Origin of the sequence: Mesorhizobium sp. M1399 (assembly GCF_040317735.1) — a bacterium.
Classification (GTDB): Bacteria; Pseudomonadota; Alphaproteobacteria; order Rhizobiales; family Rhizobiaceae; genus Mesorhizobium.
In genome coordinates, this window is the sequence record NZ_JAMYKZ010000011.1 from 260,753 (window position 1) to 275,448 (window position 14,696).

15 protein-coding genes are annotated in these 14,696 nt (G+C 62.3%); 9 read left to right on the top strand and 6 right to left on the bottom strand.

The features are described from left to right. Positions 1-9 precede the first annotated feature (9 nt). Positions 10-621, top strand: coding sequence for an HAD family hydrolase (locus tag NKH05_RS21060; protein ID WP_352639127.1), 612 nt, complete (start codon positions 10-12; stop codon positions 619-621). Positions 622-686: 65 nt separating this feature from the next. Here the strand turns inward: NKH05_RS21060 and NKH05_RS21065 are convergent, their stop codons facing one another. Then, positions 687-1,820, bottom strand: coding sequence for a site-specific DNA-methyltransferase (locus NKH05_RS21065; RefSeq protein WP_023716941.1), 1,134 nt, complete (start codon positions 1,818-1,820; stop codon positions 687-689). Between the two features lie 180 nt (positions 1,821-2,000). Between NKH05_RS21065 and NKH05_RS21070 the strand changes: the two genes are divergently transcribed. Continuing rightward, positions 2,001-2,690 carry an HAD family hydrolase gene (locus tag NKH05_RS21070; protein WP_352639125.1) on the top strand — a complete coding sequence of 230 codons (690 nt, stop codon included), beginning with the start codon at positions 2,001-2,003 and terminating at the stop codon, positions 2,688-2,690. 38 nt (positions 2,691-2,728) lie between these two features. Here NKH05_RS21070 and NKH05_RS21075 read toward each other — a convergent pair whose 3' ends face one another. After that, entirely contained in the window at positions 2,729-3,433 is a 705-nt protein-coding gene (locus NKH05_RS21075) for a hypothetical protein (RefSeq protein WP_352963969.1), read from the bottom strand. A 127-nt stretch (positions 3,434-3,560) separates the two neighbouring features. On the opposite strand from NKH05_RS21075, the gene thrC reads away from it, so the two are divergent. Genes thrC through NKH05_RS21095 form a run of 4 tightly spaced genes read left to right on the top strand, consistent with a single transcriptional unit; the run spans position 3,561 to position 9,768 of the window. Beyond that, the gene (gene thrC, locus NKH05_RS21080) at positions 3,561-4,958 is read left to right on the top strand and encodes a threonine synthase (RefSeq protein ID WP_352846083.1); all 1,398 of its coding nucleotides are present in this window, start codon (positions 3,561-3,563) and stop codon (positions 4,956-4,958) included. 14 nt (positions 4,959-4,972) lie between these two features. Then, on the top strand, positions 4,973-6,265 hold the full coding sequence (locus tag NKH05_RS21085) for a M16 family metallopeptidase (protein WP_023716937.1): 1,293 nt from the start codon (positions 4,973-4,975) through the stop codon (positions 6,263-6,265). Between the two features lie 15 nt (positions 6,266-6,280). Then, entirely contained in the window at positions 6,281-6,877 is a 597-nt protein-coding gene (locus tag NKH05_RS21090) for a GNAT family N-acetyltransferase (RefSeq protein ID WP_023716936.1), read from the top strand. Between the two features lie 2 nt (positions 6,878-6,879). Then, the gene (locus NKH05_RS21095; protein ID WP_023716935.1) at positions 6,880-9,768 is read left to right on the top strand and encodes an EAL domain-containing protein; all 2,889 of its coding nucleotides are present in this window, start codon (positions 6,880-6,882) and stop codon (positions 9,766-9,768) included. 23 nt (positions 9,769-9,791) lie between these two features. On the opposite strand, the gene NKH05_RS21100 is transcribed toward NKH05_RS21095, so the two are convergent. Then, on the bottom strand, positions 9,792-10,400 hold the full coding sequence (locus NKH05_RS21100; RefSeq protein WP_023716934.1) for a YqgE/AlgH family protein: 609 nt from the start codon (positions 10,398-10,400) through the stop codon (positions 9,792-9,794). 147 nt (positions 10,401-10,547) lie between these two features. Between NKH05_RS21100 and NKH05_RS21105 the strand changes: the two genes are divergently transcribed. The 3 genes from NKH05_RS21105 to NKH05_RS21115 all read left to right on the top strand — a co-directional run bounded on the left by NKH05_RS21105 (position 10,548) and on the right by NKH05_RS21115 (position 12,564). Next, positions 10,548-11,354 carry a protein-disulfide reductase DsbD domain-containing protein gene (locus NKH05_RS21105; RefSeq protein WP_023716933.1) on the top strand — a complete coding sequence of 269 codons (807 nt, stop codon included), beginning with the start codon at positions 10,548-10,550 and terminating at the stop codon, positions 11,352-11,354. Positions 11,355-11,437: 83 nt separating this feature from the next. Next, positions 11,438-11,938: a peroxiredoxin gene (locus NKH05_RS21110; protein WP_352589027.1), complete on the top strand. Its 501-nt coding sequence runs from the start codon at positions 11,438-11,440 to the stop codon at positions 11,936-11,938. Positions 11,939-12,084: 146 nt separating this feature from the next. Further along, positions 12,085-12,564: a DUF2938 domain-containing protein gene (locus tag NKH05_RS21115; RefSeq protein WP_023716931.1), complete on the top strand. Its 480-nt coding sequence runs from the start codon at positions 12,085-12,087 to the stop codon at positions 12,562-12,564. A 5-nt stretch (positions 12,565-12,569) separates the two neighbouring features. On the opposite strand, the gene NKH05_RS21120 is transcribed toward NKH05_RS21115, so the two are convergent. Genes NKH05_RS21120 through NKH05_RS21130 form a run of 3 tightly spaced genes read right to left on the bottom strand, consistent with a single transcriptional unit; the run spans position 12,570 to position 14,692 of the window. After that, positions 12,570-13,163 (bottom strand): histidine phosphatase family protein, encoded by a 594-nt coding sequence (locus tag NKH05_RS21120; RefSeq protein ID WP_023716930.1) that lies wholly within the window; start codon positions 13,161-13,163, stop codon positions 12,570-12,572. 42 nt (positions 13,164-13,205) lie between these two features. Continuing rightward, positions 13,206-13,733, bottom strand: a complete 528-nt coding sequence (gene rnhA, locus NKH05_RS21125) for a ribonuclease HI (RefSeq protein ID WP_023716929.1) — start codon at positions 13,731-13,733, stop codon at positions 13,206-13,208. Continuing rightward, positions 13,730-14,692 (bottom strand): homoserine kinase, encoded by a 963-nt coding sequence (locus tag NKH05_RS21130; protein ID WP_023716928.1) that lies wholly within the window; start codon positions 14,690-14,692, stop codon positions 13,730-13,732. The genes rnhA and NKH05_RS21130 overlap by 4 nt, the downstream gene beginning before the upstream one ends. Positions 14,693-14,696: the final 4 nt, after the last annotated feature.

Below are 14,696 nucleotides of genomic sequence, written 5' to 3' on the forward strand. Positions count from 1 at the left end.
GAGAGAAGAATGTCCGAAATCCGCCACATCGTTTTCGACATTGGCAAAGTGCTGATCCACTATGATCCGAACCTGCCCTTCAGCCGCTTGATCCCCGATCCTGACGAACGGAAATGGTTCTTCGACAATGTCTGCACGCATGATTGGAACATCGAGCAGGATCGCGGCCGGACCTGGGAAGAGGCAGAGACGCTCCTGATCGCCCAGTACCCGGATCACGAACAGAATATCCGCAATTTCCGCCGCCATTGGCACGAAATGGCACCGCATGCCTATAATGACAGCGTAGCCATCATGGAGCGCCTGATCGACACGGGCCATGACGTGACGCTGCTGACCAACTGGGCTGACGATACGTTCCGCGAAGCGCGCGACCGCTTTCCGTTCCTGGAGCGCCCGCGCGGCATCACCGTGTCAGCCGAGATCGGGCTAATCAAGCCGGATCGCGCCATCTATGATCACCACGTCGCCGCGTTCGGCCTCGAACCGTCAGCCACGCTATTCATCGACGACAGCCAGAAGAATGTCGACGGCGCCAAGGCGGCCGGCTGGCAGTCGGTGCTGTTCACCGATGCAAAGACGCTCAGGGCGGACCTTGAGCGTCTTGGGATTAAAGTGTGATTTGAATCGCTTCCAGGGACTGGCTGAGCCTTCGCATTAACTGATCTGTCGCAACTCAGAAACCGTCAGGCCCCTGCCCGTTCCATGCCTAGCCGCGCAATGCGGCGAAGCTCGTCGATCGGGGTCAGGCCTCCGCTGCGCTCATAATGCCAGAAGGTCCATCCGTTGCAGGCGTCCAGCCCCTGTACCTCGGCGCCGATCTTGTGGATCGACCCCGCACTGTCGCCGATCGCCAGCGTGCCGTCGGCACGCACCTTGGCCGCCCAGCGCTTCTTGGCGTCGTAGAGCGTGGCGCCGGGTGCCACCAGGCCATTATCGAGCAGGGTGACGAAGGCGACGCGCGGCTCGGCGCGCTTGCCGGTCAGCACTGTCAAATTGGCGCCGTCCAGCGGCCGGACCGCATCGATGCGTTCCATGGCGGCATCGATATAGGCTTGCTCACGCTCGATGCCGACGAAGTGGCGGCCAAGCCGTTTGGCCACCGCACCGGTGGTTCCTGAACCGAAGAAGGGATCGAGCACGATGTCGCCGGGCCGGGTCGATGCCGTCATGACGCGGGCAAGCAACGCTTCCGGCTTCTGCGTCGGATGCAATTTATCGCCATTGTCGTTTTTCAGGCGCTCGCCGCCAGTGCAGATCGGAAACAGCCAGTCGGAGCGCATCTGAATGTCGTCGTTCGACGCCTTCAGCGCCTCGTAGTTGAAGGTATAACCCTTGCCCTTCTGGTCGCGCGATGCCCAGATCATCGTCTCATGGGCATTCTGGAAACGGCGGCCACGGAAATTCGGCATTGGATTGGTCTTGCGCCAGACGACGTCGTTGAGGATCCAGAAGCCCAGGTCCTGCATCTTGGCGCCGACCCTGAAAATATTGTGGTAGGAGCCGATGACCCAGATCGTACCGTTGGGCTTCAACACGCGGCGCGCCGCCAGCAGCCAGGCGCGGGTGAAGGCGTCGTAGGCCTCAAAACTGTCGAACTGGTCCCAATGGTCGTCGACGGCATCGACCTTGGATTGGTCGGGCCGGTGCAGATCGCCATCGAGCTGCAGATTGTAAGGCGGATCGGCAAAGATCACGTCGATCGACTTTTCCGGCAGCCGTTCGAGCGCGGCGACGCAGTCGCCCTTCAGGATGGTATCCAGCCACTCGGATTGCTGGGGAGCATCGGAAAGCTCGTCGAGAAGACGCACGGCAGACATTATGACACCCAAGGCACGCGTTACTGTTTACTATCCGTTATGGTTACCGATCAGCGTAAATATTCAGTGAAGCATACTGCCGAATTTGCGAAGCCCGGCCTGTTGGTGTATGCCGCGCCGCCTGAGCCGTTTGGACCAAAGGCCTCTTGGCATTCCCTTCATCCCGCTTTCCGGATCACCATGCCCCAGCCAGACCTTGTCATCTTCGATTGCGACGGCGTGCTCGTCGATTCCGAAATCATCGCCGCACGCATCGATGCCGAGCTTTTGACCTCGGCCGGCTATGAGATATCGGCGGAGGAGATTTCCGAGGTCTATGCCGGGCTAACTTTCAAGGACATCATGATGCGGGTCGAGGAAAAGTCCCGGATCCCGTTCCAGGCCTCCCTGATCGACAAGGAGGAACAGCTGGTCGATCGCCGGCTGCGCAGCGACGTGCGTGCCATCGACGGGGCGCACGAGGCTGTCGCCGCGGTAACGGTGCCGCGCTGCGTCTGTTCGAATTCGCGTTCGGAGCGGATCGAATTCATGCTGGAGAAGGTGCAGCTTTTGCCGTTCTTTGCCGGCCGTATCTTTTCGTCGCTGGAAACGCCGACCGGGAAAACCAAGCCGGCGCCGGACGTGTTCCGGTTCGCCGCGGAAAAGCTCAAGGCCGATCCTGCGAACACCTTCGTCATCGAGGATTCCGTGCATGGCGTCACCGGCGCCAAGACGGCGGGAATGCGCGTCATCGGCTTCACCGGCGCGGCGCACAGCTATCCCGGCCACGCCGATGCGCTGACCGAAGCCGGTGCCGAAACGGTCATCCGCCGCTGGGCGGAACTGAAAAGCGTGATCGCCGCGCTGTCGGAATGGTCGGCGGACGCCTGAGAGGCCGCCTCCAACCGCCGTGGCGCGAATGCACCGGCTCAGTTGGTCGCGGCGGCTTTCTTCTTCTTCGGCTTGTCCGACGCCCCTTTCGGAGCGCCCTCGTCATACCCGGCAAATGCCTGGTAGTCCCGCGCCGTCGGCTCCGGAACGACGACGTTGGAATCGGTGAAGACGAACTGCGTGGCACTCGAGGGATCGGTAACCTGAACCTGATAGGAGTGAAGCTGCGAATAGAGAACTTCGGTGCCGTGCATCACCGCGATACGGATCGGCATGGTGATGGTACCGGGGGCGAACATCGGACCAGGCACGACCTTGCCGGCAACGGCTATCTTCATCGACAAGGAGCCGTTGGCGCGGCTGCAGTCGCGGGTCACATCGGTGATCGAAGCCTGATAGATGATCTTGGCGGAATCGTCCGGCTGATCGACGCCTGCCGCGTCCGCTGCCGGCTGGGCGGCTTGGGCATCCTCGGCGGCAACATCGGTTTTTTTCTTCGGCTTCGGACCGCTCTTGGCGTAGAGATTGAAGAAGGCGGTGCCGTCACGCAACGTCACTTTCGGGCAATAGGCCTGCAGCTGGCTGGAAAGCACCTTGGGGTCGGGTGGCGGTGGTGGCGTCGTATCCTTCTTGCCGAAGGCGAGAATGCCATTGTCGCTCGATTGGCAGCCTGCGGCAGCAAGCATAAAGCCGGTGAGCGCCAGACCCGCGACAAAACGACCGTTGAATGAATGAAACGCCATGAACTGCACTTCCCTCTCGCAAAGCCGGTGACGTATATCAACCGCGCGGCAAAAATGCGACTGAGCCAGCGCAGAAATCCACCACCTTACGGCGGGCGAAGATTCCCGCAGCAATGGAAACGTGACGATGCAATATGTGAGTACCCGCGGGGAAGCGCCCGCGCTTGGATTCTCCGACGCGGTGCTGGCCGGGCTGGCCCGCGACGGCGGGCTCTATCTGCCGAGCGCCTGGCCGCATTTTTCCGCAGCAGAGGTCCGCGCCATGCGCGGCCTTGCCTATCCCGATCTTGCAATCCGCGTGCTGTCGCCGTTCCTCGGTGGCGAGATCGCGGCGCCGGTGTTCGAACGGCTGGTGCGCGAAGCCTATGCGACCTTCCGCCATGAGGCCGTCTGCCCGCTGGTGCAGAGCGGGCCGAACAGCTTCGTGCTCGAGTTGTTCCACGGCCCGACGCTCGCGTTCAAGGACGTGGCGATGCAGCTTCTTGCGCGGCTGATGGACCATGTGCTGGCCGAGCGCGACCAGCGCGCCACCATTGTCGGCGCCACTTCCGGCGACACCGGAGGGGCCGCCATCGATGCCTTTGCCGGGCGCAACCGCACCGACATCTTCGTGCTTTTCCCGCACGGCCGCGTCTCGCCGGTGCAGCAGCGGCAGATGACGACCTCGACCGCCGCAAACGTCCACGCATTGGCGATCGAAGGCAATTTCGACGACTGCCAAGGCCTGGTGAAGGACATGTTCAACGACCACGGTTTTCGCGACCGGGTGTCGCTATCCGGCGTCAATTCGATCAATTGGGCCCGCATCATGGCCCAGATCGTCTATTATTTCTCCTCCGCGCTGTCGCTTGGCGCGCCCGACAGGCCGGTTTCCTTCACGGTGCCGACCGGCAATTTCGGCGACATTTTCGCCGGCTACGCCGCCAAGAAGATGGGATTGCCGATCGAGCGGCTGATCATAGCCACGAACGACAACGATATTCTGGCGCGCATGCTGGCGACCGGCGAATACCGCATGAAAGGGGTCTTTTCGACCACGTCGCCCTCGATGGACATCCAGGTGTCTTCGAACTTCGAACGCTTGCTGTTCGAGGCGTCCGGCCGCGATGCCTCGACCGTGCGGCGCTACATGGACGGGCTCAAGCAGTCCGGCGCCTTCACCATCGAGGCCGGCGAAATCGCCAAGATCCGCTCCGAATTCGACGCCGGCCGCGCCACCATGGGCGAGGTCGCCGCCACAATCCGCACCACACTTGCGGCGAGTGGCTACCTGCTCGACCCGCATACCGCCGCAGCCGTGCATGTGGCCACTGGCAAAGCCGCCGGTGAGGTGCCAATGGTGGTGCTGGGCACTGCGCACCCGGCAAAGTTTCCGGCGGCCGTCGAAGCCGCCAGCGGCGTGTCGCCTGCCCTCCCCGCATGGCTGGGCGGGTTGATGAGCGCCGAGGAAAAATACACGGTACTTCCATCCGACCTGAAAATGGTGGAAGATTATGTCGGCCGCCACACGCGGGCGGCGCGTTAGGGAGTAATTGCCATATGGGTGTTGAGGTAAGCCGTCTGTCGAACGGCCTGACAGTCGCCACCGAAACCCTTCCAAGCCTCGAATCTGTTGCCCTTGGTGCCTGGGTCAAGTCGGGCGCACGCAACGAGCGTGACGAAGAGCACGGAATGGCGCATTTGCTCGAGCACATGGCTTTCAAGGGCACCAGGCGGCGAAGCGCCTTCGAGATCGCCTCGGAGATCGAGGACGTCGGCGGCGAGATCAATGCCGCGACCAGCGTCGAGACGACCTCCTATTATGCAAGGGTTCTGAGCGACGATGTGCCGCTGGCGGTCGATATCCTTTCCGACATCCTGCAGGACTCCGAATTCGATCCGCAGGAGCTGGAGCGCGAACAGCATGTGATTCTGCAGGAGATCGGCGCCGCGCACGATACGCCCGACGATGTCGTTTTCGATCACTTTACCGAGACCGCCTTCCGCCACCAGACTATCGGCCGCTCGATTCTCGGCACGCCGGAAACCGTCAAATCCTTCACTTCGAAGCAACTGCACGACTTCATCGAACGGCAGTACGGCGCCGAGAACATGGTGATGGTGGCAGCCGGCGACATCAAGCACGACGATTTCGTGCGCGAGGTCGAAAAGCGTCTCGGCGGCTTCCGCGGCAAGGCCGACGGCACCATCCCGCAATATGCGCAATATGTCGGCGGCGATTTTCGCGAAGACCGCGACCTGATGGACGCCCAGATCGTGCTGGGTTTCGAGGGCCGTGCCTATCACGTCCGCGATTTCTATGCCTCTCAGGTCCTGTCGATGATCCTCGGCGGCGGCATGTCGTCGCGGCTTTTCCAGGAAGTCCGCGAAAAACGCGGCCTGTGCTATTCGGTCTATGCCTTCCATTGGGGTTTTTCCGACACCGGCGTCTTCGGGGTCCATGCGGCAACCGGACAAAGCGATATCGCCGAGCTGGTGCCTGTGATCATCGACGAGCTACAAAAGGCCGGCGAAAACATCCTGCAGGAGGAGCTCGACCGGGCGCGTGCCCAATACCGCGCCGGGCTGATCATGTCGGCCGAGAGCCCGGCCAGCCGCGCCTCGCAGATCGCCAGGCAGTTGCTTCTGTTCGGCAGGCCGATCGCCAAGGAAGAGCTGATGGAGCGGCTGTCGGCGCTGACGGTCAAGCGGCTGACGGATCTGTCGTCGCGGCTTTTTTCGACGAAGCCGACGCTTACAGCCGTCGGGCCGGTGGGTACGCTCGCGCCCTATGAAGCGATCCTCGATTCGCTTTCGGGCTCGCAGACCACTGCCCGTAAGCTTGCCGTCTAAGCTTATTCGAGCGTCGTGTTCGCGCTCCCTTTCTTTCGCCGCGACCTGCCGGCACTGAAGGGCGACCTTGTCACGCTGCGTGTGCCGCTGACCAACGACTATCGCGAGTGGTCGGTGCTGCGCGGCGAAAGCCGTGCCTTCCTTGAGCCGTGGGAGCCGCGATGGACCCCTGACGAGCTCGACCGCACCGCATGGCGGCATCGTATCGGCCGCTACCGCGAGGACTATGCGCAGGGGACGGCGATCGCCTTCTTCATCTTCGAGAAAAGCAGCGGCAAGCTTGCCGGCGGTATCACCCTCGGCAATATCCGCCACGGGGTCGCCCAAAGCGGCCATATCGGCTACTGGATCGGCGAGCGCTTCAGCGGACGCGGCCTGATGACCGATGCCGTCAAGGTGGTGACGCGTTTCGCCTTCGAAACGCTGCGGTTGCACCGGATCGAAGCTGCCTGTATCCCCGATAACGCCCGGTCGATCCGCGTGCTTGAAAAAGCCGGATTCCGGCGCGAAGGACTGCTACGATCCTATCTCAGGATCAACGGCATCTGGCAGGACCATTACCTATACGCCCGAATCGCGGACGATCCGCCGGGCGTTGGAACAAAGGGCTGATTTTGACGAATTTTCTGCGCAACGGGTCGCTGCTTGCCCTTATGCTGGCGGCAATCGTCACGCTCTGCGCGGCATCCTCGGCGTTTGCGGTCGAACCGATCAAGATTGCCCGCGACGACGTGGCGCTCGACCTTTCGGGTGCCGTTGAAATCTACCGCAACCAGGGCGAGAATTTCCAGGTCTCAACGGCACCCGGCCCGGACGGCATCGTGCGGCGAATCGAGGTCGAGGCCAATGACGCGCGCTCGACCGGCGACTGGGCGGTGTTCGCGCTCGCCAATACCACCGACCAGCAGCTCGACAGGCTGATTGTCGCACCGCATTTCCGGCTGGTGAATTCCGGCCTGTTCTGGCCGGATCTCGGCTCGACCCGTATCGCCGCGATCACGCCCAGCGAAGGCTTTGCGCTCGACCGCCAGACCAGCCCAGACGCCGACGTGTTCCGGGTGACGCTGAACCCCGGAACGGTGATTACCTTCATCGCCGAGCTCGCCTCGCCCAAGCTGCCGCAGGTCTATCTGTGGGACCCCGAATCCTACAAGGACTCCGTCAATTCCTACACGCTGTTTCGTGGCATCGTCATCGGCATCGCCGGCCTGCTGGCGCTGTTCCTGACCATTCTTTTCGTCGTCAAGGGGACCTCGATGTTCCCGGCGACGGCGGCCCTAGCCTGGGCGGTGCTTGCCTATATCTGCGTCGATTTCGGCTTTCTCAACAAGATCATAGAAATATCCCCGGGCAATGAGCAGATGTGGCGCGCCGGAACGGAGGTGGCGCTTGCGGCGACCTTCGTGGTGTTCCTGTTTGCCTATCTCAACCTCAACCGGTGGCACGGCCATTTCAGCTACGGCGCACTGGTCTGGATCCTCGGGCTGGTGCTGATCGCCGGCGTTGCCATCGTCGATCCGGCGGTTGCCGCCGGCATTGCCAGGCTGTCCTTCGCAGCCACCGCGCTGACCGGGCTCGGCCTGATCATCTTCCTCGGTATACGCGGTTACGACCGCGCCATCATGCTGGTGCCCAGTTGGGTGATGGTTCTGCTGTGGCTATGCGGATCGTGGATGGCAATCACCGGCATGCTGGACAACGATATCGCCCAGCCGGCGCTCGGCGGTGGGCTGATCCTCATCATCCTGCTGATCGGCTTCACCGTGATGCAGCACGCTTTTGCCGGCGGCGCCCTGCATCAGGGCCTGTTCTCCGACCTCGAGCGGCAGGCGTTGGCGGTTGCCGGATCGGGCGATACTGTGTGGGACTGGGACGTGCTGCGCGACCGCGTCGTCACTCGTCCCGACGTCAGCATTCAGCTCGGCCTTGCGCCGAACAGCCTCGGCGGCCCTGCCCGCAACTGGCTGCCGGTGCTGCATGCCGACGACCGCGACACGTTTCGCACGACGCTCGACGTGGTGCTCGAGCACCGGCGCGGCCGGGTGTCGCAAAACTTCCGCCTGCGCGGCGCCGACGGGCACTATCACTGGTTTTCGCTGCGTGCCCGGCCGGTGATCGGCTCGGACGGCGAGGTCATCCGCTGCGTCGGCACCATGGTCGACGTGACGGAGCAGAAGAAATCCGAGGAACGGCTGCTGCACGACGCCGTGCACGACAATCTGACCGGCTTGCCCAACCGCGAGCTGTTCATGAACCGGCTGGAGGCGATCATCTCGATCGCCCGTACCGAAGAGAAGGTGCGCCCGACCGTCTTCGTCATCGACATCGACCGCTTCAAGCAGGTCAATGACGGGCTCGGCATCTCGGCCGGCGATACCATCCTTTTGACCATCGCGCGGCGGCTGCACCGGCTGCTCAAGCCGAAGGATTCGCTGTCGCGATTTGCCGGCGACCAGTTCGCGCTGATGCTTTTGTCGGAGCAGGATCCGGCTCGCATCGCGGCCATTGCCGATGCCATCAAGCACGCCATCAACAACCCGATCACCTTCGCCAAGCGCGAGATCGTGCTGACCGCCTCGATCGGGCTGATCACCTGGACCTCCACGCAGACCTCGGCTGAGGACATGGTCAAGGACGCCGAGCTTGCCATGCATCAAGCCAAGCGCTTCGGCGGCGACAGGATCGAGCCGTTCCGGCCAGCCTTCCGCACCGTCGGCACCGACCGGCTGCAGTTCGAGTCCGATCTGCGCCGCGCTATCGAACGACGCGAATTCACGCTTGCCTACCAGCCAATCGTGCGGCTGGAGGACGGCAGCGTTGCCGGCTTCGAAGCGCTGCTGCGCTGGGACCATCCGCGTCGCGGCATGATCCCGCCGGCAGATTTCATCCCGGTCGCCGAAAACTGCGGCCTGATCGTGCAGCTTGGCCTGTTTGCCATGCAACAGGCTGCCGAAGACCTAGCAGGATGGCAAAAGCAGATCGGCGATGCGCCGCTCTCGGTCTCGGTCAATCTGTCCAGCCGTCAGCTCATCCGCCGCGACCTGGTCAGCGACGTCCGCTCGGTGATCGCGCGGGCCAATCTGAAACCGCGCTGCTTCCGGCTCGAACTCACCGAATCGCTGGTGATGGACAATCCCGAGCAGACCGCCCATGTGCTGACCAAGCTGAAGCAGCTTGGCATCGGCCTGTCGCTGGACGATTTCGGCACCGGCTATTCATCGCTGGCCTATCTGACGCGCTTTCCGTTCGACACCATCAAGATCGACAAGAGCTTCGTCGACGACGCGACGCCGAAACGCGCGGTGCTGCTCAAATCCATGGTCAACATGGCGCATGAACTCGGCCTGTCGGTTGTCGCCGAAGGCATTTCGGACGAGAGCGATGCGCTGGAGTTGCGGCAGATGGGCTGCGAATACGTGCAGAGTTTCATGTTCGGAGCGCCGATGCCGGGCGACCAGGTGCTGAAGACGCTGAAGGAACAGTATCCGCTCACTCAGGCGTGACAAATTTCGGGACGTAATGAGGTTCAGGCGTGACCGGCAGCCAGGCTGAGATGCGCGAGATCGATGCCGATCGAGGCAAGGATCCGGTCGTATTTGCGGTCGATGTCGGCGTCGAACAGAAGCTCGGCACTAGCCGGGCAAGTCAGCCAGCCATTCTCGACGATCTCGTTTTCAAGCTGACCCGCACCCCAGCCGGCATAGCCGAGCGCCATCAGAGCCCGCCGGGGTCCGCGGCCGGAGGAGATGGCGCGCAATATGTCGACGGTCGCAGTCAGGCAGACGTCGTCGGACACGGCGAGCGAGGATTCCACCCGGTAGTCGCCCGAATGCAGGACGAAGCCGCGGCTGCGATCCACCGGTCCGCCATTGCGCACGACGAAGTCGCGCGCCGGCGGCGGCAGGCGAATTGCCTCCAGTTCGTTCATGATCCCGAGTTGCACGAGCAGGTCCGGAAACAGCATCTGCTGCGTCTGGTTGATGATCAACCCCATCGCGCCTTCGTCGCTGTGCGCGCAAATGTAGATGACGGAGCGCGTGAAGCGGTCGTCCTTCATGCCGGGCATGGCAATCAGGAACTGGTCGTCGAGAAAGCCGGGTCCTGCGGCCGTCTTTTTATGACGCAACAAATCCATGACCACAGCGTAACGCGTTTCCAGGGCGCCGAAAAGATGGGCGGCGCCCGATTTGATCAGGCTCATAAGTCAAAGGTCACGCAAATATGATGCCGGCGGCGTCATGAAATCATTGTGCGGCCATCAACAGACGATCAAATAATTGCCATGCAAAGCTTGAAAATCCTGCTGCTTGGCGTGGCCATTGGGTCGGCGACCTGCCTCCCCGCCTCAGCCTCCTCGTCGGCCTGGTACAATAGCGAAGGCGGCCGGGTGCGGCTGGTGACGAGCGGCAAAGCCGACGAGGCCGGGCGTCTCCAAGGTGTCCTCGACATTGCGCTGAAGCCAGGCTGGAAGACCTATTGGCGCGATCCGGGCGATGCGGGCGTGCCGCCACAGATCGACATCTCGGCCAGCACCAACATTGCCGACGCGACGCTTTCGTTTCCGCCGCCGCAGCGCCACGATGACGGCTATGGCAAATGGGCCGGCTACGACCACCCGGTTTCATTGCCGGTGACGTTCACGCTTGCTGCACCCGGCCAGCCGGCCGTCATCGATGCGGACATCTTCCTCGGCATTTGCGAAACCATCTGCATCCCGGTGCAGACAAGGCTGACCATCGATCCCGGCGCCGATCCCGACAACGCCGAGGATGCGGCACTGGTCAAGGCAGGCCTTGCAACTCTGCCCGCCACGGCAACGCCCGATTTCGGAATAAACGTACTGCCGGGCGATCACGAAACCCTGATTGTCGAAGCGAGCTTTCCGGGCACTCCCGAGGCCGCCGACTTCTTCGTTGCCGGCGAACGCGACTACATGTTCGGTGCCCCGACCCGCAGCGAAAAGGATGGCAAGCTGATCTTTACGGTGCCGATCCTCGACAGGCCGTCGACAACGCCAACCGATGGCGGCCTTCACTACACACTGACAAGTGCCGCTGGCGCGGTCGAAGGCCTGCTGCCTTTTCCGTGATGCCAACGTCTGGACGGTTGCCGGGCGCGCCTTAGTTCGCTATCGCAAGGACACTCCCTTTCCATTCTCAAGCGAGGACCATCATGACGATCTCCGTTGGCGACAAACTGCCGGATGCGACCTTCAAAACAATGACCGCCGACGGTGCAAAGCCGATCACGACGGGCGAGATATTCTCAGGAAAGACGGTCGTGCTGTTTGGCGTTCCAGGCGCTTTCACGCCGACCTGCAGCAATAATCACCTGCCGGGCTACCTGGATAATTACGACGCCATCCTGGCGCGCGGCGTCGACACTATCGCCGTCGTCTCGGTCAACGATGTTCACGTCATGGGAGCCTGGGCTCGCTTCAGCGGCGGTGAAGGCAAAATACTTTATCTTGCCGATGGCAATGGCGATTTCGCCAAATCGGTCGGCCTCGACGCCGACCTCTCCAGCGGCGGCATGGGGCTGCGCTCGAGGCGTTTTTCGATGATCGTCGATGACGGCAAGGTCACCGCACTCAATGTCGAGACAAAGCCCGGCGTCGACGAGTCCGGTGCGGCTCACATTCTCGGACAGCTTTCCGTCTTGGCGACAGCCTAGGCCAGGGATGACAAAGGGCGCCTTCGAGCGCTACGCGTTCAAAGGATGCCGCCTTTTCATCGGCGCATGATCCTTCCGAAAGCCGACCCGGTTTTCAGGGCCATGCGTCGGCGCTTCGGGACTGCTTGCTTTTTGGGACCTCGGTTATGTCTGACATCTTTTGGCGCGCTGTCGCGATCGGTATCGGCGCAACCGCGCTTATGGATATCTGGGCGATTTTCCTGAACAAGGCGTTTGCTCAGCCGCGGCCGAACTGGGGGCTGGTCGGCCGCTGGGTCTGGCATCTCAGGGAAGGCAAGGTCTTCCATGACGACATTGGCGAGGCCTCGCCCTATGCGCATGAATCTGCACTTGGCTGGGCCTTTCATTATGCTGTCGGCATCGTCTACGGCATCATACTGGTCGTGCTGGCCGGAACGGGCTGGCTCACCGCGCCGACCTTCCTGCCGGCCTTTATCCTCGGCATCGTCACCGTCGGCGCCGGTTGGTTTCTGCTGGCGCCCGGCATGGGTGCCGGCTGGGCCGCTTCGAAGCGCCCCAATCCAATGCAGGTCCGCGCCCTCAATCTGGTGTCGCACACGGTGTTCGCGCTCGGACTGTTCGGCACCGCCCTGCTCATCCGATAGCCAAGTCAGCCGTCGCGGCGCTGCGCCGGCCTGTCGATCGGCTGCCATCCATGGATAACGCGACGCGCACCGGTATCGTATGCGAAGTAGTTCCCGCCGCCCGCTGGCTGATCCGCCTCGCGGCTGATTTCCCGACCGCTCAAAGAGAGCAGCAGGAGCGTTCCGACACCTCCGTGACCTATGAATGCGACGTCGACAGCGGCGTCGGTGCCTAGCACAGTGTCTACCTCGCTTAGAATACGACGCTGGGCATCGATAGCTCGCTCCCATCCACGAATGCTGCTGTTTGGATTGGCGAAGAATTGGTCGGCGACCGCTTCGAACTCGGAAGGCGGCAGGAAACCGGTTGCCGATCGGTCATTCTCATGCATCCCTTCCCTCACCTCGATCGCAAGGCGGAGATGCCTTCCGAGTATCTCGGCGGTTTCTATCGCCTTGCGTTCACCCGATGACACGATCCGCCGAATCGACCCAACCCACGGCTGATCGAGCATTGCCGATGTTCTCGCTCGCCCGAGGTCGGATAGTCCCCATTCCGCCACTGGAACGTTGGCATCGACCTGAACCTGGGGATGCGTGATGTAGTATGCGATCGGCATGATAGAGCTCTTCCTGCCAGAGAGCGGACCCGCAGCCGGAATTCAATAGCTTTGGGTCGAGCGCCGCGCCTTTGTGGTCGTCGGCTGCTTTGACTGCGAACCTGGTACTGGTGCCACAGTCTTGACGAGCCCTTTCTTGAATGGCGCCATGCCGAGCCGCGCCAATTCGTCGGCGCGCTCGTTCTCGGGATGGCCGGCATGGCCCTTGACCCAATGCCAGGTGACCTGATGGCGGTTACGCGCTGCATCGAGCTGCTGCCACAGCTCGGCATTCTTCACCGGCTGCCTGGCGGCCGTCTTCCAGCCGTTGCGCTTCCATCCGTCGATCCAGCTGAAAATACCGTCCTTGACATAGTTGCTGTCGGTATAAAGATCGACGGCGCAGGGCTCCTTGAGCGCATTAAGCGCCGAGATGGCCGCCAACAGTTCCATACGGTTGTTGGTGGTGGCAGCCTCGCCGCCCGACAGTTCTTTCGTCACACCGTTGAAGCGCAAGATCGCGCCCCAGCCGCCAGGCCCGGGATTGCCCGAACAGGCACCATCGGTGAAGATTTCAACGCGCTTGGTCATGTTAGTCCATATTCGGAAGGAGAGTTGATCGCCCGATGGAAGCGCATCCGGCGGATATATTCGGTCGGGTCGCGTTTCATCACAAGCCCGCCGTCCGGGACCGTCAGCCAGTCGTAGAGCCGGGTCAGCATGAAGCGCAGCGCCGAACCGCGCGCCAGCATCGGCAGCGCCGCTTTCTCGTCGCTGCTCAGCGGCCGCACGCTTTGGTAGCCGGCAAGCAACGCCGTGCCCTTGGTCAGATTGAAGGAAAAATCCTTCTCGAAGCACCAGGCGTTGAGGCACGTGGCAACATCATAAGCGTAGAGGTCGTTGCAGGCGAAATAGAAGTCGATCAGCCCGGACAGTTTCTCGCCGAGGAAGAATACATTGTCCGGGAAAAGATCGGCATGGATGATGCCCTGCGGCAGACCGTTCGGCCAGTTCCGCTCGAAATCGGCGAAATCGGCATCGACCTCGGCCGCCAATCCCGGCTCGACCTCATCGGCGCGGGCGTGGGCGGCGTTCCACAGCTTGCGCCAGCCATCGATGGCAAGGGCGTTGGGGCGGGTCATCGGGAAATCCGCGCCGGCGAGATGCAGTGCCGCCAGAGCCTTGCCGACCTCGCCGCAATGCCCAGCTGTCGGCCGCCGCAGCGATAGACCCTCAAGGAAGGTGATGATGACCGCCGGCCGGCCGGCAAGCGTTCCGATCACACCGCCATCCTGCGCGGTGACCGGGAGCGGGCACGAAATGCCCTTTCTGGCGAGGTGGGCCATGAGGCCCAGAAAGAACGGCAGGTCAGCCTTGTCGACGCGCTTCTCGTAAAGCGTCAGTATGTAGGAGCCGCTGCTGGTGTGCAGCAGAAAATTCGAATTTTCGGTGCCTTCGGCGATGCCCTTGTAGGACAAGAGATCGCCGACCGGATAGTTCCTGAGGAACGCGCCGAGCTCGCCCTCATTGACGTCGGTGTAGACCGCCATCGTT